Origin of the sequence: Rhizomicrobium sp., assembly GCA_037200045.1 — a bacterium.
Lineage (GTDB): Bacteria > Pseudomonadota > Alphaproteobacteria > Micropepsales > Micropepsaceae > Rhizomicrobium.
In genome coordinates this window covers 656,968-677,977 of record JBBCHM010000002.1, presented here as the reverse complement: position 1 = coordinate 677,977, position 21,010 = coordinate 656,968, and the positions used below count along the sequence as shown (strand labels likewise).

Annotated in this window: 18 protein-coding genes; 17 read left to right on the top strand and 1 reads right to left on the bottom strand. The window is 64.6% G+C overall.

The window, feature by feature from the left end; genetic code table 11:
• Nucleotides 1-28 precede the first annotated feature (28 nt).
• The 11 genes from WDM86_18245 (at nt 29) to WDM86_18195 (ending at nt 12,425) form a co-directional block, all read left to right on the top strand.
• A complete protein-coding gene (locus WDM86_18245; GenBank protein ID MEI9991966.1) occupies nt 29-1,426 on the top strand; it encodes an FAD/NAD(P)-binding protein in 1,398 nt (465 codons plus the stop codon).
• A gap of 361 nt (nt 1,427-1,787) precedes the next feature.
• On the top strand, nt 1,788-4,079 hold the full coding sequence (locus WDM86_18240; GenBank protein MEI9991965.1) for a TonB-dependent receptor: 2,292 nt from the start codon (nt 1,788-1,790) through the stop codon (nt 4,077-4,079).
• A 56-nt stretch (nt 4,080-4,135) separates the two neighbouring features.
• A complete protein-coding gene (locus tag WDM86_18235) occupies nt 4,136-4,567 on the top strand; it encodes a hypothetical protein (GenBank protein MEI9991964.1) in 432 nt (143 codons plus the stop codon).
• A gap of 323 nt (nt 4,568-4,890) precedes the next feature.
• Nucleotides 4,891-6,534 (top strand): PAS domain S-box protein, encoded by a 1,644-nt coding sequence (locus tag WDM86_18230; protein ID MEI9991963.1) that lies wholly within the window; start codon nt 4,891-4,893, stop codon nt 6,532-6,534.
• Entirely contained in the window at nt 6,524-7,153 is a 630-nt protein-coding gene (locus WDM86_18225; protein ID MEI9991962.1) for a response regulator, read from the top strand. The genes WDM86_18230 and WDM86_18225 overlap by 11 nt, the downstream gene beginning before the upstream one ends.
• Before the next feature lie 74 nt (nt 7,154-7,227).
• Nucleotides 7,228-7,608 (top strand): response regulator, encoded by a 381-nt coding sequence (locus tag WDM86_18220; protein ID MEI9991961.1) that lies wholly within the window; start codon nt 7,228-7,230, stop codon nt 7,606-7,608.
• 104 nt (nt 7,609-7,712) lie between these two features.
• Entirely contained in the window at nt 7,713-8,084 is a 372-nt protein-coding gene (locus tag WDM86_18215; GenBank protein MEI9991960.1) for a host attachment protein, read from the top strand.
• Entirely contained in the window at nt 8,084-8,416 is a 333-nt protein-coding gene (locus tag WDM86_18210) for a hypothetical protein (protein MEI9991959.1), read from the top strand. The genes WDM86_18215 and WDM86_18210 overlap by 1 nt, the downstream gene beginning before the upstream one ends.
• A gap of 13 nt (nt 8,417-8,429) precedes the next feature.
• Complete coding sequence (locus tag WDM86_18205) at nt 8,430-9,623, top strand: hypothetical protein (protein ID MEI9991958.1); 1,194 nt, start codon at nt 8,430-8,432, stop codon at nt 9,621-9,623.
• A 356-nt stretch (nt 9,624-9,979) separates the two neighbouring features.
• The gene (locus tag WDM86_18200) at nt 9,980-10,708 is read left to right on the top strand and encodes a cyclic nucleotide-binding domain-containing protein (GenBank protein ID MEI9991957.1); all 729 of its coding nucleotides are present in this window, start codon (nt 9,980-9,982) and stop codon (nt 10,706-10,708) included.
• 52 nt (nt 10,709-10,760) lie between these two features.
• Entirely contained in the window at nt 10,761-12,425 is a 1,665-nt protein-coding gene (locus WDM86_18195) for a PAS-domain containing protein (protein ID MEI9991956.1), read from the top strand.
• A gap of 19 nt (nt 12,426-12,444) precedes the next feature.
• Here the strand turns inward: WDM86_18195 and WDM86_18190 are convergent, their stop codons facing one another.
• Complete coding sequence (locus tag WDM86_18190; protein ID MEI9991955.1) at nt 12,445-12,624, bottom strand: hypothetical protein; 180 nt, start codon at nt 12,622-12,624, stop codon at nt 12,445-12,447.
• 269 nt (nt 12,625-12,893) lie between these two features.
• Here WDM86_18190 and WDM86_18185 point away from each other — a divergent pair, with 269 nt between their 5' ends.
• The 6 genes from WDM86_18185 to ccoO all read left to right on the top strand — a co-directional run bounded on the left by WDM86_18185 (nt 12,894) and on the right by ccoO (nt 21,010).
• Nucleotides 12,894-14,384, top strand: coding sequence for a PAS domain S-box protein (locus tag WDM86_18185; GenBank protein MEI9991954.1), 1,491 nt, complete (start codon nt 12,894-12,896; stop codon nt 14,382-14,384).
• Entirely contained in the window at nt 14,381-15,004 is a 624-nt protein-coding gene (fixJ, locus tag WDM86_18180; GenBank protein ID MEI9991953.1) for a response regulator FixJ, read from the top strand. The genes WDM86_18185 and fixJ overlap by 4 nt, the downstream gene beginning before the upstream one ends.
• Before the next feature lie 87 nt (nt 15,005-15,091).
• Complete coding sequence (locus tag WDM86_18175; protein MEI9991952.1) at nt 15,092-15,469, top strand: response regulator; 378 nt, start codon at nt 15,092-15,094, stop codon at nt 15,467-15,469.
• 300 nt (nt 15,470-15,769) lie between these two features.
• Entirely contained in the window at nt 15,770-18,391 is a 2,622-nt protein-coding gene (locus tag WDM86_18170; GenBank protein MEI9991951.1) for a response regulator, read from the top strand.
• Between the two features lie 253 nt (nt 18,392-18,644).
• On the top strand, nt 18,645-20,285 hold the full coding sequence (ccoN, locus tag WDM86_18165) for a cytochrome-c oxidase, cbb3-type subunit I (protein MEI9991950.1): 1,641 nt from the start codon (nt 18,645-18,647) through the stop codon (nt 20,283-20,285).
• Nucleotides 20,282-21,010, top strand: a complete 729-nt coding sequence (gene ccoO, locus WDM86_18160) for a cytochrome-c oxidase, cbb3-type subunit II (protein ID MEI9991949.1) — start codon at nt 20,282-20,284, stop codon at nt 21,008-21,010. Before ccoN ends, ccoO begins: the two co-directional genes overlap by 4 nt.

The following is a 21,010-nucleotide window of genomic DNA, read 5'->3' as shown; positions in this document are numbered from 1 at the left end:
CACGACGACGCGCATAACGATTGCCGTGGTGGGCGGCGGTTTCAGCGGGGCGGTGTTTGCGCTCAAGGCCCTGCGCGGTCTGCCGGATGCGGACATCGTCCTCATCGAACGGCGCCGAGCCCTCGGGCGCGGGCTGGCCTATGGCGCCTGTGCGCCGTTCCACCTGTTGAATGTCCCGGTCAGCCGCGCCGAGATCGGGTTGGAACCGGGCTTTGCGGACTGGCTGAAGGACCAGTCCTTCGATCTGACGGCCGCTCTCGCCGAAAGCGGTGGCGATCTTACGTCGGCCTTCGTCGTGCGGGACGCATTCGGCGCCTATCTCGAAGCACTGACGCGCAAGGCCGCGGCCGGCCGGTCCCGCCTGAAGGTCGTCCATGCCGAGGCCGTCCGGTTGGAGGACTCGCCGACGCCGGCCGTGGTCCTGGACGATGGCCGGACGGTCAAGGCCGACAGCATCGTATTGGCGACCGGCAACCTTCCCGCGAGTCCGCTGGCCATTCCCGGACTGATGTCGGATGTGTCCGTGGCGAACGATCCCTGGGCGGCGGACGCGCTCGACGGCATCGATCCTTCCGCGCCGGTGCTGCTGGTCGGCACGGGTCTCACCATGGTCGACGTTGTCTTGAAGCTGGTCGAGGGCGGCCACCGTGGACCGCTGCTGGCTCTGTCGCGCCATGGCGTCGTGCCCGCGACGCACGCCGCGGGCGGATTCTGGGCACCGTTCATGGACGCGGGGCATGTCTCGCCGTTGCAGGCGCTGCGCAGTGTCAGGGCCGCGATTGCGCAGGCCGAAGCGCAAGCCGTGCCGTGGCAGCGCGTGATCGATGCCGTGCGTCCCGCGACCGCGCGAATCTGGCACGGCTGGTCGGGCGCCGAGCGCCTGCAGTTCTTCCGGCATCTGCGGACGCTCTGGACATCGGTTCGCCATCGCATGGCGCCGCGCGTCGCAAGCCGGCTGCGGGATCTGACGGCAAGCGGCCAGCTTCGCATCGCGGCGGGACGCATTCGTCGCGCCGAGCCGTTTCCGGACGGTATCGACGTCGCGTTCGGGACGCCGGGAGCGGGACAAGAACATTTCCGGGCCGCCCGTATGTTCAACTGCACCGGACCGCGCGGCGATGTGTCCGCCATCGCGCATCCCTTGCTCGCGGACCTTGTCCGCAAACACCTTGTGTTGCCGGACGCTCTTGGTCTCGGCATCGAGACCGACGACAGCGCCGTTCTCGATTCACGCGGCAATATCTCCCGCTGGCTTTTCGCGCTCGGCCCCCTGACACGGCCGGCGTGGTGGGAGATCACGGCGATCCCGGAAATCAACACCCAGATCGAGCGGCTGGTTCAGAAGCTTGCCGTGACGCAGGCCGGACGGCCGCCGCAATGGTCGTTGCTCGCCGACGAGTTCGTCGATCTGGGCGCGGGGATTTAGGCGGCCGAGTTCTCCGTGCCGTAATTACATCTCATATATAGTGAATTGCTATTGTAACGAGCTTGAACGCGTCCGGCGTCGGCGCGTGACGCTGGGGCAGCACGCGCATATCGCCTGTGGCACTTTTACCTGACGCTCCCGCGAATTCGCCCGATGGGAACAATCCTATTGACCGCCTGCGGGCTTGCTCCTATCCATACAATACTAAGTTGATAGACTTTAAGTGGCACATGCGTGGTGCTGTGTGGCAGTCAGAGTAGGGGTAAATCGCGTGTTTTCATTCCATCCGACCGGTGCGATGCATTCCGGTGCAAGATTCTCGTCCATCCGACTGGCGCTGCTGGCTGGCAGCGCTCTTTTGGTGACCTCCGGGGCATATGCCGCGAACGCCAATGGGAGCGCGGCGGGACCGATCGCGGTGGCCGATGCGGGCGCGCCGCCCGAAACCATCGAATCGATCGTCGTGACCGGCCGGCATCGCGCGGAGAACAACCAGGACGTCCCGCTGCCGATTTCCCTGATCGCGGGCAGCAATCTGAAGCTCGAACATGCGGACCGCATCGCCGACTACGCGGACAAGGTCCCGAACTTCTCCGCCGTGCAGCAGAACACGCGCGTGTCGCAGTTTTCGATCCGCGGCCTCGGCGGCAACGCCAATTTCGACGGCGTCGAATCCGGCGTCGGTCTGATCGTCGACAACGTTGTGTTCACCCATGTCGGCTTCAGCTGGTTCGACTTCGTCGATCTAGACCATGTCGAGGTCCTGCGCGGGCCGCAGGGCACGCTGCTGGGCAAGAACACCACCATCGGCGCCGTCGTCATCACGACCCAGGAGCCGAGCTTCGATTACGGCGCCGACGTCGCGCTCACCTACGGCAACCATGACAGGGAGCAGATCCGCGCCAACGTGACGGGCCCCATCGTCGACGACGAACTGGCTTTCCGGCTCACCGTCTCCGGCGACAAGGGGAATGGCTGGATCAAGAACAACTACAATGACGACCACCTGCTCAACACCGACCGGTGGTCGGTGCGCGGCCAGCTCCTCTTCACGCCGACCAGCAATTTCCGCGACCGTCTCATCATCGAGCACAACCAGACCGACGAGCTCAACAATTACACCCCGCCGGTCGCCGATCCGAACTACGCCAACGGCGTGCCGCGCGCCGGCTGGTCGGCGATCCTCAAGGGCATATTCGGCTATACGCCGAGCTTCGATCTGACGCATGGTGCCAACATGGACACGCAGGGGATCACGCACTCCTCGGTCAACGGCATCTCCAACCAGTTCGATTTGGACGTCGGCGATCACACAATCACCTCGATCACCGCGTTCCGCAGCCTGCGCTTCCGGCCCTACAACGACTCCGATTATTCGCCATTCCCGATCCTGCGCGGCGGCTACGATGTCGACGTTTCGCAATATTCGCAGGAATTGCGCGTCGCCTCGCCCACCGGCCAGACCTTCGAATATCAGGGCGGCTTCTACGCGTTGCACGAGCGCGTGCTCAGCAACGATCGCGACATCTTCTTCGCGGACGCATCCGAGGCCCTGCTCGGCAGCCGGACGGCGCCGTCCGCGGTCCTCAATGGCGTGGAGTACGACCAGTCCGGCCGCGCCACGACCGACAGCTATGCCGGCTTCGCCCAGGGCACCTGGCACATTACCGAAGCCGCCACGATCACCGGTGGCCTGCGCTACACCTGGGAGCACAAGGCGGGCTCGGACAATGCCTCTTCCTTCGGTGGCGCGACGCTGCCGCCGACTCTGGCGCCTTACCGCACGGCCGTGCTCGCCTCGTTCGGTGGGCCGTTCGTCGTGGCCGATAAGAAGGATTTCGGTTCCGTCTCCTGGCTGATCAATCCGTCCTACAAGATCGACGACAACATCTTCGCCTATTTTTCCGTCAGCCATGGCGAGAAGTCGGGCGCGGTCAACACCACCGCGGCGCCGGGCATCCCCGTCATCATCAAGCCGGAACGCGCGACGGACTACGAGGCAGGCGTCAAGACGACTTGGCTCGATGGGCGGCTGATCGCCAACTTCGACCTCTACTGGAACAACATCTCCGACTATCAGGCGTCGGCCGCCGTGACCACCGGACCCACGACCCGGATCTATCTCACCAACGCCGCACGCGTGCGCCAGCGCGGCATCGAGCTGGAGACGACCTATGCGCCGCTCGACAACCTGACGATCTCGCTTAGCGGCGCCTACAACAACGCGACCTATGTTTCCTATGTCGACGCGCCGGCGCCGATCGAACTCACCAATATCACGAAGTCCGTGGACCTCTCCGGCAGGCAGCTTCCCGGCGCGCCGCTGTGGAACGCCCAGCTCAACATCAACTACGAAGTGCCGCTGGACGACGATTTCACCGGCTTCACCTATCTGAATCAGACGTTCCACTCCAAGGTCTCGGTCTACAATTCCTATTCGAGCTATGGGTGGCAGGATGCCTATGGGCTGACAAATTTCGGCATCGGCGTGCGCACGACCGACGGGAAATACTCCCTGCTGTTCTGGTCCAAGAATCTCGCCGACCAGCGCTACCTCATCGGCGTCGGCGCCGCGTCGGCCATCACGCCGGCCGTCGGCGTGCTCGGCGATCCCAGGTCGTTCGGCGTCACATTCGACGCGCATGTGGAATAGGCATGGCGCGGCCCGCAAGCGGCGCCAATCGATGCTCTTCAAGGAGGCAGGTATCCATGTATCGAAGAACGCTGATGACCGCTTGCGTCGCCCTGCTGGCGCTCACGGCCACGGGGCGCGCTCAGGACGCCAAGCCGTACCAGGTGGAATGGGTCTACCGGATCCAATACGGACACCAGGCCGAATGGTGGAAGATCTTCCAGAAATACCAGATCGCCATTCTCGATCGCGAAAAGCAGCTCGGCTATGTCACGAACTACATCGTCGACCGGCCGGGTCTGCACACCAGCGAGGATTCGCGTTGGGACTACCGGATCGTCATCACATATCCCGACTACAATGCCTCCACGCATGAGCGGGAAGTTCAACGTCAGCTCTTTCCCGATAAAACGACGCTGGAGCGCGAGGAGCAGAGGCGGTGGGAACTGACCCTGAACCACTGGGATCTGCCGATACGCGAGGTCGATCCCCACAGCATGGACGATTGAAGTAGCTGTCGATCGCCGCGCTTGGCTCGACGCGCTTGCCAGCAATGTTGGTACGCACCTCGGTGTGACCACTATTTCGGCGTGCATTCTAATTTAACGACAACTTTTCGTGCCGGGCGAACGTCCCTGCGGACAATCCGGTTTTTCTCTAATCCATCCGAGATAAGGCCCGGTTGCGTGGTCGGACGGGGCGATGCGCGGGCATGTAAACGCAAATCACAACCAAAATTTAATTGTCGCTCAATAAATCGCGTTAATATTCGCATCGAATCGATGCCGAGCAATCGCGCATGACTTCATCATCAAGTGGAGTTGAAGGTCCGATGGCCGCGGACCGGCAGGATTTCGGCGCTCTCTTCACCCAGGCCCCCGGCCTCTATCTCGTTCTCGACCCGGCATTCACGATCCGCGCGGTGAACGACGCCTATTGCCGCGCCACGATGACCCGTCGCGAGGAAATCATCGGGCGAAACCTGTTCGAGGTCTTTCCGGACAACCCGAACGACCCGGCTGCGGATGGCGTCGCCAAGCTGCGCCTTTCGCTTCAGCGCGTTCTGGATTTGCGCCGGCCGGACGTGATGAGCATCCAGAAATACGACATCCGCAAACCCGATTCCGAAGGCGGCGGGTTCGAGGAACGCTACTGGAATCCGATCAACACGCCCGTTCTGGACTCCGGCGGCGCGGTCCAGTCGATCCTGCATTGCGTCGAGGACGTCACCGAACTGATGCGCATGCGCAAATCGGAGACGACCCATATCGCTATGGCGCGCGAGCAGCAGCTCGTCATCGATCGTCTGCGCGATGCCAATGCCAAACTCGCCGACCAGATGGAACAGATCAGGGCGCTGCGCCGCTACACCTATTTCTTCGCGCTTCTGGTCGAGAACTCGATCGATCCGGTCATCACCTTCCTCATGGACGGCGAGGTCAAGTCCTGGAACCGGGCCGCCCAGGAGATGTTCGGTTATGACAAGACCGAGATCGTGGGTCGCCACGTCGACATGATCCTGCCGCCGGACCTGAAGGCCGAGCAGGATGCGCTTTGGGCGCGGCTTCGCGCCGGCGAGAAGATCCACGATTTCGAGACGCTGCGCCGCGCCAAGGACGGCACCGATGTCACCGTGGCGCTGACGCTCTCGCCGATCCGCGAGGAGAACCACGAGATCATCGGTGCCTCGCAGGTCGTGCGTGACATCACCGAGCAGAAGCAGACGCAGAAGAAGCTGCTCGGCCTCCAGGAAGAGCTGATCCATCTGTCGCGCTGGAACACGATGGGGATGCTGGCCTCGACCATCGCCCACGAACTCAGCCAGCCGCTCACCGCGGCGATGAACTATATCCGGGCGGCGCATCGGACGGTCGGCGGGCTCGACCTGCCCGAGGTCGCGCGGGCGCGCGATTTCCTCGACAAGGCGGCGAACGAGACCAAGCTTGCCGGCGGCATCATGCGTACGCTGCGCGAATTCATCGAGAAGCGGAAAACCAACCGCGCGGTCGACGATCTGAACCGCCTTGTCGAGGAAACCGTGGTGCTCGGCGCCGCGGGCAGCGCCGAGGTCAAGGCGATGCTGCGGACGCAACTGCTTTCGGGCCTGCCCCCGATCTACGTCGACAGGATCCAGATACAGCAGGTGATCCTCAACCTGGTGCGCAACGCCGTCGATGCGATGTCGAACAGCGAGCGGCGCGACCTGATCGTCGCGACCGCGATGGACGGACCGGGACATGTTTGCGTCACCGTGTCGGATACCGGCCCCGGCATCGCGCCCGACGTGATGGCCAGGCTGTTCCAGCCTTTCGTCACGACGAAGGAGAACGGCATGGGCGTCGGCTTGACGATCTGCCAGTCGATCGTCGAAGCGCATGACGGGAAGATTTGGGGAGAAGGCAATGAACGCGGCGGCGCCACCTTCGGTTTCCGCTTGCCTGTCGCCGATCCGGTAGAGAAGCAGAATGCAGCCTGAGCCGACCGTCTTCATCGTCGACGACCATGACCGCGTGCGCGGCTCCATACGCGCGCTGCTGGAATCCGCCGGCCTCAAGGTCGAGGATTTCTCGTCCGCGGTGGATTTTCTCGGCCAGGCGCAACCCGGGCCCGGCGACTGCGTCATCGCCGATGTGCGCATGCCGCAAATGAGCGGTCTGGAGCTGCAGGAAGAACTGACAAGGCGCGCGGTGCGCGTCGCCGTCATCATCGTGACCGGCCATGCCGACGTGCCGCTCGCGGTCAAGGTGCTCAAGGCCGGTGCCTCCGACCTCATCGAGAAGCCGTTCGACGACGAGGCGCTCCTCGGCGCCGTATCGCGCGCGCTGGAGAACGGGCGCCAGGCGCGGGAGCTTGCGGCTTCCGCACAGGAAGCCGAAGCCTTGATCGCGCTTCTGACCGAGCGCGAACAGGAGATATTCCACCAGCTCGCGACCGGGCGCTCCAACAAGCTCGTGGCGCATGCCCTGGGCATCTCACCCCGCACGGTGGAGGTCCACCGCTCGCGCATCCAGGACAAGATGCGGATTTCCAGCCTGGCGGACCTGGTGCGCATCGCCCGCGCCGCCGAAAGCGCGCAGGCGGCGCTTCGTAAGTAGAAACTACGCATATTCCCGTATTGGCACGACGGCTACGTTTTTCGCCGTTGGGTGCGTATCGGAGGCGTATTTTCGTGTCCAAGCCGGCTGCCGGCACCACATGGCTCGTCGACGACAACAGGTCCGTCCGCGATTCGACCGGGGCGTTTCTGGAAGCGATCGGATTGACGGTGCGGACCTACGCGTCTGCCTTGGAATTCCTGGACAAATTCGAATCCGACCGGTCCGGCTGCATCGTCGCGGACTACGACATGCCGGGAATGACGGGCCTGGAATTGCTCGAGACCCTGCGCCGGCGCGGCAGCCGGCTTCCGGTCATCATCATCACCGGGCGCGGCGACGCCGCGCTAGAGCAGCGCGTGCTGGCGGCCGGCGGCTTTCGGATGCTGCACAAGCCGATCGATGGCCTGGAGCTCGCCGATCTCGTTGAACAGGCCGTGTCGGAGGCCGCTTAACGGGCGGCCGGCCGTACGCACAATCTGCGTACGCACACGATCCGGATATATTGTTGCGCCGGCCGCGATCATGATCGGGACGAAACTGATCAAGAGCAGCGGTCATGTCCAACAACGAAATCTGGGTAGTGGTTGCGACGGACGCGAGCGGCGCCCGCATTCTCGCCAACACGGAGGGAACCTCCCGCGTCCTCGAGACGCTCGCGACGCCGCCCCGCCCCGTGGTCGAAAGGAACACCAAGGTCGTCAACCTGCTCCACGCGCGCCGCCCCGGCGCCACGCTGGCGCGGCAGATCATGTGCCACCTGATCGAAGGCGCGATCCAGGGTTGCTATGAAGGTCTCGTCATCGTCGCTTCGCCCGACATGACGCGCGAATTGCGCCTGGCGATGGACCGTCGCGTCTTCGACCTGGTGCTCGGTGAGATCATCGAAGACGCGCCGGTCTCCGCCGGCGCCGCGCGGCGGAGCGCCTGATGTTCGCCCGTGCCGCCCTCGCGCTCGCGGTCATCGCGGTGCTGCTGCCGCATGCGCCGGATCTCGGCCTCGGCCGCGCCAGTGTCATGCCCGCCCTAGACCCGAACGGTCTCGTCCAGGCTTGCCGCAAGATGGGCGGCAGCGAAACCGACTGCCAGGCCGCCACCGGTTCGGGCGATCTGCAGGCGCTGGTGTTCGACAAGCTCCGCGCCGTCAAGGCCGACCTGCAAGCCAGTCGCGCGTCTTCCATCGTCGCGAGGAATTCGGTGGGGGACGAGAGGGGGGACGCTGCGGGTCTGGGTCCGGCGATCCCCCCGCCGTCCTCGCATTGACGGGAGCGTCGTCATGCCGGTGCCGAGCGAAAATGTCTGCGTCGTGGACGGAGAGTTCGATGTCGCCGCGCTTGCGGGCAAGGCGGTGTACTGGTTCGACCTCGGTCTCGTTCTGCATCGCCGCGGCCAGGTCGGGCCGGCGCGCCTGAGGCTGATGTGCGAGCAGCATGTCATGCGGCTTGTGCCCGACGAGCTCGTCCTGTTTCAGCCCGCGGGGTTCTATCTGGTCGTGCGCAGTTGCGCCGCCGCGTCGGCGTTGCCGGTCGCGCAGACGGTCAATGGGGCGCTGCTCAAGCTGTTCTTCGGAACCGAGGCGGCTGAAAAGATCGCCCCCCTGTTCCGGGTGGCGCAGATCGCGGAGATTGGTGGCCGCGAGAATGCGGGCACAGCGACAAGTCCGGCCCCGGCGGCCGAGCGTGTTCCGGATTCCGCCGCGCCGAGCGAAACCGATCCGCTTGCGGATCTCGCCGTCGGCAGCCACGCCGGATGCGACGGTCTGCGCCTGGGCTTTCTTCCCGTCTACGATCTGCGGCGCGGAACCGCGTCGACCTTCCTCTGCACGCCGACGCGCGGCGCGCCGGCCGAGCCCGCCACGCTTGATGGTATCGATCCCCGCGTTCGGCCGTCGCTCGACGTGGCGATGCTGGAGCGGTGTCTGCTCCTGACGCGCGAGATTGCCGCCCGGCGCCTGACCGCGGCCGCCGTCGCGCCGGTCAGTTTCGAGACGCTGGCGTCGCCGCGCGGCCGCCGGCTCTATCAATCCGCGTTGCGCCGCGCCGGTGCCGTGGAAAATCCATTCCTGGTCGTCAAGATCGAGGATGTTCCGCCCGGAACGCCGGCCGCGCGTCTCGCCGAGATCGTCGCGATGGTCCGCGCGCATGCGCGGCGGGTGTTCGCGCAGCTTCCCAGCGCGCAGGCGCGACTGATCGAAGGCGGCCGGCTGGGCGCCACGGGCCTGTTCGCCAAGTTCCCCGACGAATCCGGCCCGGCCGCGATCGCGGCTCTCGCCAAGTCTCTCATCCGGTCGGCGGAAGCCCAGCACGCATTCGCCTATGCCGAGAACGTGCACGACGCGTTGGCGCTGGGCCTAGTTCGCCGCGCGGGCGTGCGGCTGGCATCCGGCCGGGCCCTCGGCGGCGGCCAGGTCCACGCCGCGGCGCCGGATGTCCTTCTTTCGCTCGAAAAGGCCGGCGCGCGGGCGGCCTGACGCGCCTCGGCGAGTCAGGGCGGACCGCCGTTCTTAGGCAAACGCGCTCAAGATCTGTCCGTAGGCGTCGGAATGGCTGACGAAAGGGAGCGTGACCGGCGCTCCCGATCCATGTGAGTTTTCCGATCGCCATGGACCCGAAAGTCGCTGCCGGGCATGTTGTTGCCCCTCCGTGTACGCAGAATCCCCTGTTTGGCCCCTCGATTCGACCCCGGAATCGCTCTGCCTACGGACAAGTACCGACTTTTCTCCAAGCGAATCTCCGTACGCGGATTTCCCAGCTATTGATTCGATCCGATCTTAACGATGCTGTTACCACATCGCGGACGTCGCGGTGCTCAAGGGAGCAGAAAGCCATGACACTCAACATCGCTCAGAAGGACGCGACTTTCAGAAGCGCGGTCCCGTTTCCCCTCATGGGCGCTCCGGCGGAGCGCGCGCCGGAAAGCCTGCAGGAGCATCTGAGCGTCCTGCGCGAGCACGGCAGCAGCCTGCGTTTCGCCCGCAACGAATCGGTTTTCCAGGAAGGCGACCGCGCCCAGAACATCTACCGCCTCGTCAGCGGCACGATCCGGCTGTGCCGCCACACGCCGGACGGCCGCCGCCACATCGCCGAGTTCGTCCTGCCGGGCGATCTGTTCGGCGTTTTCGGCGGCACGGAACAGGCGTTCACCGCGGAAGCCGTAACCGACGTCACGCTCGTCGCCTATTCCCGCGTGCAATTCGACCGGCTCTCCGAACGCGATCCGCGCTTCCGCGCCAATATCCTGCGGCATCTGTCGACCACGCTCATGACCGCCCAGCTTCACACCTTCGTGCTCGGCTGCCAGAGCGCCAAGGAGCGTCTGGCCTCTTTCATCCTGCGCCTCGCCGACCGCACCGGCGCGATGGACACCGGCCGTCTCGACCTCACCATGGGACGCCAAGACATCGCCGATCACCTCGGCCTGACGATTGAAACGATCTGCCGCGCCGTGACCGCCCTGAAGAACGAAAAGCTCATCGCCGTGCCGACCACCCATCAGCTCGTCCTCCGGAACGTCGAGGCGCTTTGCGAACTCGCCGACGGCGGCGCGTCGGCCTGAACGCCACTTCCCCATCTCGATATCACCGCCAAGCGACACGGAACGCACAATCATGCACGCCGTCTTCGACATGCTGTTCAACGGTTATCTTCATCTGATCGATTGGACTTCGATGCTCGCCGATCTGATGTCCGGCCTCGCGCATCGCGCGACGCAGCCGGGCGAGATCGCCATGGCGTCGATCGTGATCGCGTCGCTGCTGATCGGACTCTTCGCATGCGTCTGGGCGTTCGTGGAGCGTGCCCGTTCCGCGACGAGGCGGTACGTCATGCTCGGCAATCTGGCGCGCGCCCAGTCGGAAATCCGCTTCCGCGAAGCCATGATCCAGGCCTCGCCCGAGGCGATCGTGATCATGGGCTCGGACCTGGCGTCGCCGCTCAGCTATCACGGCGGCAGCGCCTTGCTGCAAGCCTGCCTGTCGGGCGCGGATTCGGCGCAGCTCGCGGCCAAGCTGGAAGGGCTGCTTCAGGGCGGCACGCCGTTCACGGCGATGGTCCGCACGGGCCGCCATCCCGGCGTCTCGGTGAAGGGCTGCGTCATCGGCAGCCGCGCCGCGCTGTTCCTGCGCGTGGAAGAAGGCGTCACGGAGCTCGAGCGCGATCTCAAATCCGTGCTCGAGGCACTGCCGGTTCCGGTCTGGATCCGCAACCGCAAGCTCGCCCTGACCTGGGCGAACCGCGCTTTCGTCACCGCCACCGGTTCGGGCACGCTGGAAAAAGCGCTGAAGACCGATCCGCGCCTCGTCCGCGCCGAACGCGATCTTGCCGGCGCGGTGCTGGACGGCAACGACGTGCTCAACGAGCGCCGCTACACCGTCACCGAAGGACGCCGGCGTGCTCTTTCGGTGGACATGTTCCGCCTGCCCAGCACCAGCGTCGCGGGGGTCGCGCTCGACGTAACCGACTCCGCCCATGCCGAGGCCCAGCTCAAGCTTTCCACCGACGCCTATGGCGACATGCTGGACCGCGTCGACACCGCCATCGCCGTTTTCGGCTCTGACCGCCGCCTGGCCGTTTCCAACAAGCTGTTCGCCAAGATGTGGGACCTGTCCGAAGCCTGGCTGGAATCCCATCCGGCACTGGACGACATCTTCGACCGCCTGCGCGAGACCCGCCGCCTGCCGGAGCAGCGCGACTTCCAGGCCTGGAAGCGCGAACACATGCGGCTGTTCGACGTCGACGACGGCCAGATTGATGAAACCTGGCACATCGCGGGCGGCAGCAGCGTGCGCGTGAAAGCCTACCCTTACCTGCTCGGCGGTGTGTACTATGTCTTCGAGGACATCAGCGAAACGCTGCACCTCAACACCTCGCTTCACATGCTGACCCAGACCCAGCGCGCGACGCTGGACGCGATCGAAGACGGCATGGCCGTGTTCGGCCCCGACGGCCGGCTCAAGATGCACAACTCGGCATTCACCGACCTTTGGCAGTTCGAAGAGGGCGAATTGTCGGCGGAGCCGCATTTGAGCCGGATCGCCGCCACCAGCGCCGCCAGGATCGGGCGCGACAGCATCTGGAGCATGGTGTCCGCCGGCGTCACCGGAGGCGAGCCTTCACGCTACGGCGAATGGGGCCGGGTGACGCGCGCCGACGGACGGATATTGTCCGTGTCGCTCACGCGGCTGCCGCTCGGCGCGACGCTCGTGGTCTTCGAGGATCTGACGGATATCGAACGCTTCGACGCGGCGCTCCGTGAAAATCCGGCGGCGGCCTGAGCGGGATGAAAGTCGGGCCCTATTCGCCGTCGTTAGCGCTGTGCCGAACGGGGGCTCGTGCGTCGAGCTCCGCGGCAGCGGCCAGAAGCTTCGCGGCGACGGGTCCGTCCGACACGGCGCTGGCATAGGCGCGCAGGTCGCGCGCGATGTCGCCCACCGGCTTGGATCCGATCGGTGATGAGTTGGATTCTTGGCGCACCCCGTGCTCCATCGCTATGTCCAGTTGGCGAGTCTGCCCGACCGCCACGCGCGGCTGCAGTCAGGGATTTCCTTTAAGGACATCTACCTAGCCGAGGAAGGGGTGCGGCCGAGGTCTTAACGAAGTCTGGAACTTTGATTTGCCAAACAATGAATCAATTATTATTTGTAGTAATGTTTCCTTTTTGGTGAGCAAGCTTCTGTTGCTGAAGGGGTGATTTGCGTACGGACAACGGAATGTGTCGCGTTGAACGGACATAGAAGCACTCGATGCCGCATAACGAGGACGCGCTTTTCAAGGCGCTCATGGACACGGCTGTCGATGGCATCGTCGTCATCGACACGGGCGGTATTGTGCAAATTTGCAGCGATGCCTGCGAAGGACTCTTCGGCTATCGCCGGGATGAGATCGTCGGGCGGAACGTGAAGATGCTCATGCCGGAGCCCCATCGCGGTGAGCACGACGGCTACATCTCCAGCTATTTGAAGACCGGCGAAAAACGGATCGGCGGCTGCGAACTCGCCGGACGCCGCAAGGACGGCTCGACCTTTCCGATGCATCTTTCGGTCGGGAAAAGCGAGGTCGGCGGGGAACGCATTTTCGTCGGCGTCATCCGCGATCTGGCGCCGCTCAAGGCCGAAGTGGCCAGGCACGTGGATGTCGACAGCCTCATGGCGCAGATCGTCCAGTCCTCGGAAGATGCCATTCTCAGCAAGACGCTGAGCGGCATAATCACGAGCTGGAACGCATCCGCCGAACGGATATTCGGCTACACGGCCGACGAGGCGCTCGGCGCCAACATATCGATGCTGATTCCGCCCGACCGCATGGCGGAAGAGGGAAGCATCATCGGGCAAATCTGCGCCGGTCGGGACGTCGAGCACTTCGAGACGGTTCGCCGGCACAAGAACGGCAACGACATACATGTGTCCATCACGATCTCGCCCTTGCGCGATGGTGCCGGCGATATCGTCGGCGCGTCCAAGATCGTCCGCGACGTCAGCGAAAGGAAGCGTTCCGAACTTCGCATGCAGGCGCTCCAGTCGGAATTCGCCCACATCAACCGGCTAAGTTCGATGGGGCAGATGTCGACGGCGATCGCCCATGAGCTCAACCAGCCGCTCACCGCCATCGCCAACTATGTGAAGGCGGCGCGGCGGATCCTCGAGCGGGTCGAGCCCGCGAACATGGAGCGCGCCAGGAACGCCATGGACAAGGCCGCCGCCCAGGTGCTCAGGGCGGGCGCGATCATCCGCAATCTGCGCGACTTCGTGGAGAAGCGGAAAAGCAACCGGGCGCCTGAAAATCTCAACATGGTCGTCGAGGAGGCGATTGCCTTGGGTCTTGTAGGCACCGCCCACCAGGGCGTGCGGGTGTGTCTTCGATTGGAACTGAAGCTCCCGTCGGTGCTGATCGATAAAGTACAAATTCAGCAGGTTTTGATAAATCTCATCCGCAACGGTTTGGAGGCAATGCAAGCTGTCGACATGCGGGAGCTCATCATCGAAACGGCGATCGACAACAAGGACTTCGCCCGGGTTACCGTCCATGACAGCGGGCCGGGTCTGTCCGAGGCCGTATCGAAGCGCCTGTTCCAGCCATTCGTCACCACCAAGGAGAAAGGCATGGGGATCGGACTGACGATTTGCCAATCGATTTTGGAAGCGCATGGAGGAAACATCGTGGCCCTGCCGGACCATCGGCCGGGCGCCGCGTTCCGCTTCTGTGTGCCGTTTGTCGGACAGAGGGAAGCAGCATGACAACCGATACGTTGATTTTCGTGGTCGACGACGATCACGACGTTCGCGATTCCATTCGGATATTGCTGGAATCGGCGAATTTCGCGGTGAAGGATTTCGCTTCCGCCAAGACCTTCTTGGCGGACAAGGCAAGCGCGGGACACTGCCTGATCGCCGATATCCGCATGCCGGAGATGGATGGCCTCGAACTTCAGGAAGAAGTCGTCAAGCGCAAGCTTGGCCTTCCCGTCGTGATCATCACCGGCCATGGCGATGTGCCGCTGGCGGTTCGCGCGATGAAGGCGGGGGCGGTGGACTTCATCGAAAAGCCGTTCGACGACGAGATGCTGCTCGGCTCCATCCGCCGGGCCCTCGAAATCGGCAGCAAGACACGCAGCCAGGCCGCCGAAGCCGCGGCGGCGGAAAGGCTGCTCGCTCTGCTGACGCCGCGGGAGCGCAACGTTCTCGACCAGCTCGTCGTCGGACGCTCGAACAAGGTCGCCGCCTATGAGCTTGGCATCTCCCCCCGCACCATCGAGATCCACCGCGCCCACATCATGGACAAGATGAACGCCCGGAGCCTGTCGGATCTCGTGCGGATATCGCTGGCCGCCGGACGCTCGCCCGAGGGCAGCGCATAGGGGTTGCAGCGCGTAGGGGTTATTGCGTATGGAACCCGGGGCGGCCGGCCCGATAGCGTCGCCTCTTGCCATTGCGCAGGTGCCGGATTGAGCCCCCAAAGCAACCGCCTCGTCTTCGTCGTGGACGACGATGAGGCTGTGCGCGAGTCGATGCTTATTCTGCTCGACGCCGAAGGCATCGCGGCCCAGGCCTTCGCGGGGGCACGGGACCTTCTTGCCGGCGCCGATCTGGCGCGCGCCGCCTGCCTGATCCTGGACGTCCACATGCCGGAGACGAGCGGCATCGAGCTGCTCGCCGAACTGCGCCGCCAGGGCGTGACCACGCCGGTCGTGGTGATGTCCGGACGGAGCGATCACACGATAGCGCTGGCCGCCGAGCGCCTGGGCGCGACGATGCTGGCCAAGCCGCCGGACGACGAAGTGCTCATCCAAATCATCGAGACCGCGCTCGCCGCGCCTACGTAGAGTTTCGTAGACGTTTCTCCGAATGGCGCGCGGAAGACGACGGCACTATGTGTATTAAGCTTCCGCGATCTCCCCCCTCGCGGAAGCGACAAGGCGGGCGCGGCGAATTTTGTTATTGTCCCCGCGCCCATTCTTTTAGCGGCCGGTGGAACTTCAATCGCGCCCATACGCATTACTCCATACACGATGCAACGCAAAATCGGCCTTCGGCTTAAGGGCCGCGAAAGCAAACCAGCCTAGCTTCGCGCAAGGTTTGCCATCGAACCGGTACGCCCACCGCATTGTCCAGGAGTGCCGGCCGTGAGCGTCGAATCGAAATCGCGTCAGACGACTTTGCGTTTACTCGGCTGGCGACCTTCGCTGACGACATTCGCGGCGATCATGGCGCTGTCCTTCCTGGTGCCGCTCTGGGCCGGCTATTCCTGGCTCACATTCGTCGAGCACGGCGACGCGATCTCGGACGTCGAGGCCGACATGGCATCCTTCGCGGGTGCGAACGCGGATTTCGCGGCCGCGTTGATCGCGCTGCACGGCGGCGACGAGATCGACATGCGCCGGCCGCCGGCCTGGCTGAGAGCGGCTCTGGCGCAATTTCGCGAGATGGCCCTGCCGCCCGAACATGCCACGCTCGTCGTCGGTTTCGATCGCGTGCCGGCCGAGCGAACGGCCGGTCCCAAAGCCTTGGTGCGCCCCAGGACGCATGTCGAAAACGGCTGGGTCGTCGCGACCGCGGTCCGTCCCGCCACCGGGATCGTGGCCACGGCGCGCGTCACCGAAGCCGAGGCCCTGGCCGGCTGGCGCCGGGGCGCGATCACCGAGGGATCGGGCCTGGTCCTCATCTCGCTTCTCGTCGGCGCGTTGAGCGCGATGCTGTTCCGGCTCGTCCGCCGCCAGGAGGCGATGGCCGCCAATCTGCGCGACGCCAAGGAACTCGCCGACGCGGGCAACCGCGCCAAGTCGGAATTCCTCGCCAATATGAGTCACGAGATCCGCACGCCGATGAACGGCATTCTCGGCATGACCAGCCTGCTCATGGACACCGATCTCGACGCGGAGCAGCTCCGTTTCGCCTCGACCGTCCAGGAGTCCGGCGAGGCGCTCCTGACCGTCGTCAACGACATCCTCGACATTTCCAAGCTCGAAGCCGGCAAGATCGAGCTGGAGATCATCGATTTCGACATCGTCAACACGGTGGAGAGCGCCGTCGCGCTGATGTCGCCGCGGGCCCGCGAGAAGGGCATCGACATCGGTGCCTTCGTCGATCCCGATGCGCAGGGCGTCTATCGCGGCGATCCCACGCGCATCCGCCAGATACTTCTCAACCTGATCGGCAATGCCCTCAAATTCACCGAGAAGGGCGGCGTATCCGTCCGGGTCCACGTCAAGCGCCTGCAGGTTGACGCGTCGCCGGACGGGCTGGTCCCGCTGCGCTTCGAGATCGAGGACACCGGAATCGGCATGCCGGAAAGCGTGCGCGAGCGGTTGTTCGTGAAGTTCAGCCAGGCCGACAGTTCGATGACGCGCCGCTACGGCGGCACCGGCCTGGGCCTGGCGATCTGCAAGCAGCTAATCGACTTGATGGGCGGGCGGATCGAAGTGACGAGCCGCGTCGGCGCGGGCTCGACCTTCGCCTTCGAGCTACGCCTGCAGCGCTCGCGCGGCGCGGTGGTCGCGCGCGACGCGCTGCCCGAGCAATTGCGCAATCTACGTGTTCTCCTGGTCGACGATATCGCGATGAACGTCGAGGTCATCAGCCGCATGCTCGGGGCCCTGGGCATGAACGTCCGCAGCGAGCAGGATGGCTTCGGCGCGATGGCCGAACTGGAGCGCGCCTGGCACCGCGGCGCGCCCTACGACATCGTGTTCCTCGACCGCATGATGCCGGGACTTTCCGGCGACGTCCTAGCCGAACGGATCCGCCGCAATCCGCATTTGTCCGACGCGAAGCTGGTGCTCGTCTCGTCCGGCGGGCGTCACGGCCTTGATCACGCACGAGACCATTTCGATGCGATCCTAGAAAAACCCGTGCGGCAGCACGAACTGTTCGACTGCCTGATCAATATTTACGGCCAGCGGCAAAGCTACAAGCCGGACGGCCCCGCCAACGCGGCCGGGCCGAAGCCGGCCGGCGCCGCCCTGCGCGTGCTTCTCGCGGAGGACAACAAGATCAATCAGCAATTCGCCGTCCATCTTCTCGCCAAGGCCGGTCACACCGTCGTCGTGGCCAACAACGGCCATGAGGCGGTGGACGCGCTGCGCGCCGGAGACTTCGACGTCGTCCTGATGGACATCCAGATGCCGGAGCTCGACGGCATCGAGGCCACCAAGCAGATACGCAAGCTGCCCTCCGCCAAGGCGCGCATTCCGATCATCGCGATGACGGCGCATGCGATGTCCGGCGCGCGGGAAGAATATCTTCGGGCCGGGATGGATGACTACATTTCCAAGCCGGTCAGTCCGAGCCTGCTGCTGCAAAAGCTGGCGCGGATTCCAGGCGCCACCAGACCGGTGCCCGCGCCCATGCCGGAAGAGGCCGCCGAGGCGCTCCTGCTCGACGAGCCGACGGTCAAGATGCTCACGGACGTCATGGGCGCGGCCAAGGCCCGCGAATTCCTGTTCGAGACGATGCGCGAATGCGAGCGCCAGGTCGCCGAGATCGCGGCGGCTTCGGAAGCGCATGACCTGAAGCGGGTGGCCGGGGCGGCCCACATCATCGTCAGCGCCGCCGGGAACGTCGGTGCCCGGCGTGCCGGCGCGCTGGCGCGGTCCCTGGAAGAGCTGATCCGGCGCGGCGAAGACGCCGACTGCGTGCCGGCCATCACGGCCTTGCGCGACGCCGTCGCGGCAGCGGCTGTCGCCGTCGCGATTTGGATCGACCTGCACAAGGCCTCGGTGCCGACCGAATATCGCGCCGCGAGCTGAGCGGCGCGACAACCTGACCGTCGCGGCGGATTGCTGCAGACGCATTTGCCCCAACCATTGATTCTGATCAAGCAAGGCGCGGACGTTCCGGGCCAAGCAGGCGGTGAAACAGGGGAGCCCTGCATGCCGCCAGAGTCACAGCAATCCACCGCGGGCTGGGAAGCCTATTGCGCCGCGGCCCACGCTCTCGCCGCGCCAAGCGCGCCCGCTCGTTCCGAACCCGCCAAAGCATCCCCCCAACGTGAGGCCGAAGATGCAAGCTGCCGCTGAACGTCCCTTCCGCTTCGATCTGGCCGTTCTGCCGGTGCTTGTCGGCGCCGGTTTCATCGCCGCGATCATCGAGGCGGCGCGATCCCCCGATTCGGCGATGGTCATCCAGGCTTGGACCTTCGCGGCCTGCATGCTGGGCATCGGCATCTTCTATCTCGTCAACTATGGCGGCGGCGTTCCGGCGGAGGAGGGGTCCGGCTACCGCAACAACGTCGTCAAGGCCGGCGTCATCGCCGCGATGTTCTGGGGCATTGCCGGCATGCTGGTCGGCCTGATCATCGCGCTGCAGCTCTCCTTCCCGAGCCTGTTCTACTTTCCCGATTGGCCGTGGACGAATTTCGGCCGCCTGCGCCCGCTCCATACCTCGGCTGTGATCTTCGCCTTCGGCGGCAATGTGCTCATTGCCACGTCGTTCTATGTTGTGCAGCGCACGACAAGGGCGGCGCTGTTCGGCGGCTCGCTCCCTTGGTTTGTGTTCTGGGGCTACAATACCTTCATCGTGCTCGCCGGCACCGGCTATCTGCTCGGCGTCACCGAGGGCCGCGAATATGCCGAGCCGGAATGGTATGCCGATCTGTGGCTGACGATCGTGTGGGTCTGCTACCTGCTGACCTTCCTCGGCACGATCATCAAGCGCAAGGAGCCGCATATCTATGTGGCGAACTGGTTCTATCTGGCCTTCATCGCGACCATCGCGATCCTGCACATCGTCAACAACCTGTCGCTGCCGGTCTCGCTGCTCTCGACCAAGAGCGTGTCGGTGTTCTCCGGCGTGCAGGACGCGCTGACGCAGTGGTGGTACGGCCACAACGCGGTCGGCTTCTTCCTCACCGCCGGCTTCCTCGGCATCATGTACTACTTCATTCCCAAGCGCGCCGAGCGGCCGATCTATTCCTACCGGCTCTCCATCGTCCATTTCTGGACGCTGATCTTCATCTACATCTGGGCCGGCCCGCATCATCTGCTCTACACCGCGCTGCCCGACTGGGCGCAAACCCTCGGCATGACCTTCTCGATCATCCTGTGGATGCCGAGCTGGGGCGGCATGATCAACGGCCTGATGACGCTGTCGGGCGCGTGGGACAAGCTGCGCACCGATCCGGTTCTACGCATGCTGGTGGTCTCCGTCGCGTTCTACGGCATGTCGACCTTCGAGGGCCCGGTGATGAGCGTGCGCACCGTCAACGCGCTGTCGCACTACACCAATTGGACCATCGGCCACGTCCATTCCGGCGCGCTCGGCTGGGTCGGCTATATCAGCTTCGGCGCGCTCTACTGTCTGGTGCCGTGGCTGTGGAAGAAGAAGGCGCTTTATTCCAACGCGCTGGTCGAATGGCACTTCTGGATCTCGACGCTCGGCATCGTGCTCTACATCACCTCGATGTGGGTCGCCGGCATCATGCAGGGCCTGATGTGGCGCGCCTATAACGACTTCGGCTTCCTCGAATATTCCTTCGTCGAGACGGTTCAGGCGATGCATCCCTACTACATCATCCGCGCGGTCGGCGGGGCGCTGTATCTGGCCGGCACCCTGATCATGGCCTACAATCTCTGGCGCACGGTCCAGAGCGGCGCACCCGCCGCGGCACCCGCGCCTCTTCTCGCCGCGGAGGCCGTGTCGTGAACCATCAGATCCTCGAAAAGAACTCGATCCTGCTGTTGATCGGCATCCTTCTCGTCGTCGCGATCGGCGGCGCCGTGGAGATCGCGCCGCTCTTCTGGGTGAATGGCACGGTCGAGAAGGTCGAAGGCATGCGGCCCTACACGCCGCTCGAACTCGCCGGCCGCGACATCTACATCCGCGAAGGCTGCTATGTCTGCCATAGCCAGATGATCCGTTCGCTGCGCGACGAGGTCGAGCGCTACGGTCATTACAGCCTGGCCGCCGAAAGCATGTACGACCACCCGTTCCAGTGGGGCTCGGAACGCACCGGCCCGGATCTTGCCCGTGTCGGCGGAAAGTATTCCGACGAATGGCAGCGCGCACATCTTGCCGATCCACGCTCGGTCGTGCCGGAGTCGATCATGCCGCCCTATGTCTTCCTCGAAAAGACGCCGCTCAACTATCGCGACATCGCCGACGTGATGCGCGCCAACCGGACGGTCGGCGTGCCCTACACGGATGCCGACATCGCCAACGCGGCCGCGGACCTTGAGGCGCAGGCCAACCCCGACGGCGACGGCGTCGACGCCTTCAAGAAGCGCTACCCCAAGGCCGCCGCGCGCGACTTCGACGGCAATCCGAAGGAGGTCACCGAAGCCGATGCCCTGATCGCCTATCTGCAGATGCTCGGCACGCTGGTGGACTTCAAGACCTATCGCGCCAACGCGCCCGAGAACCGGAGATAG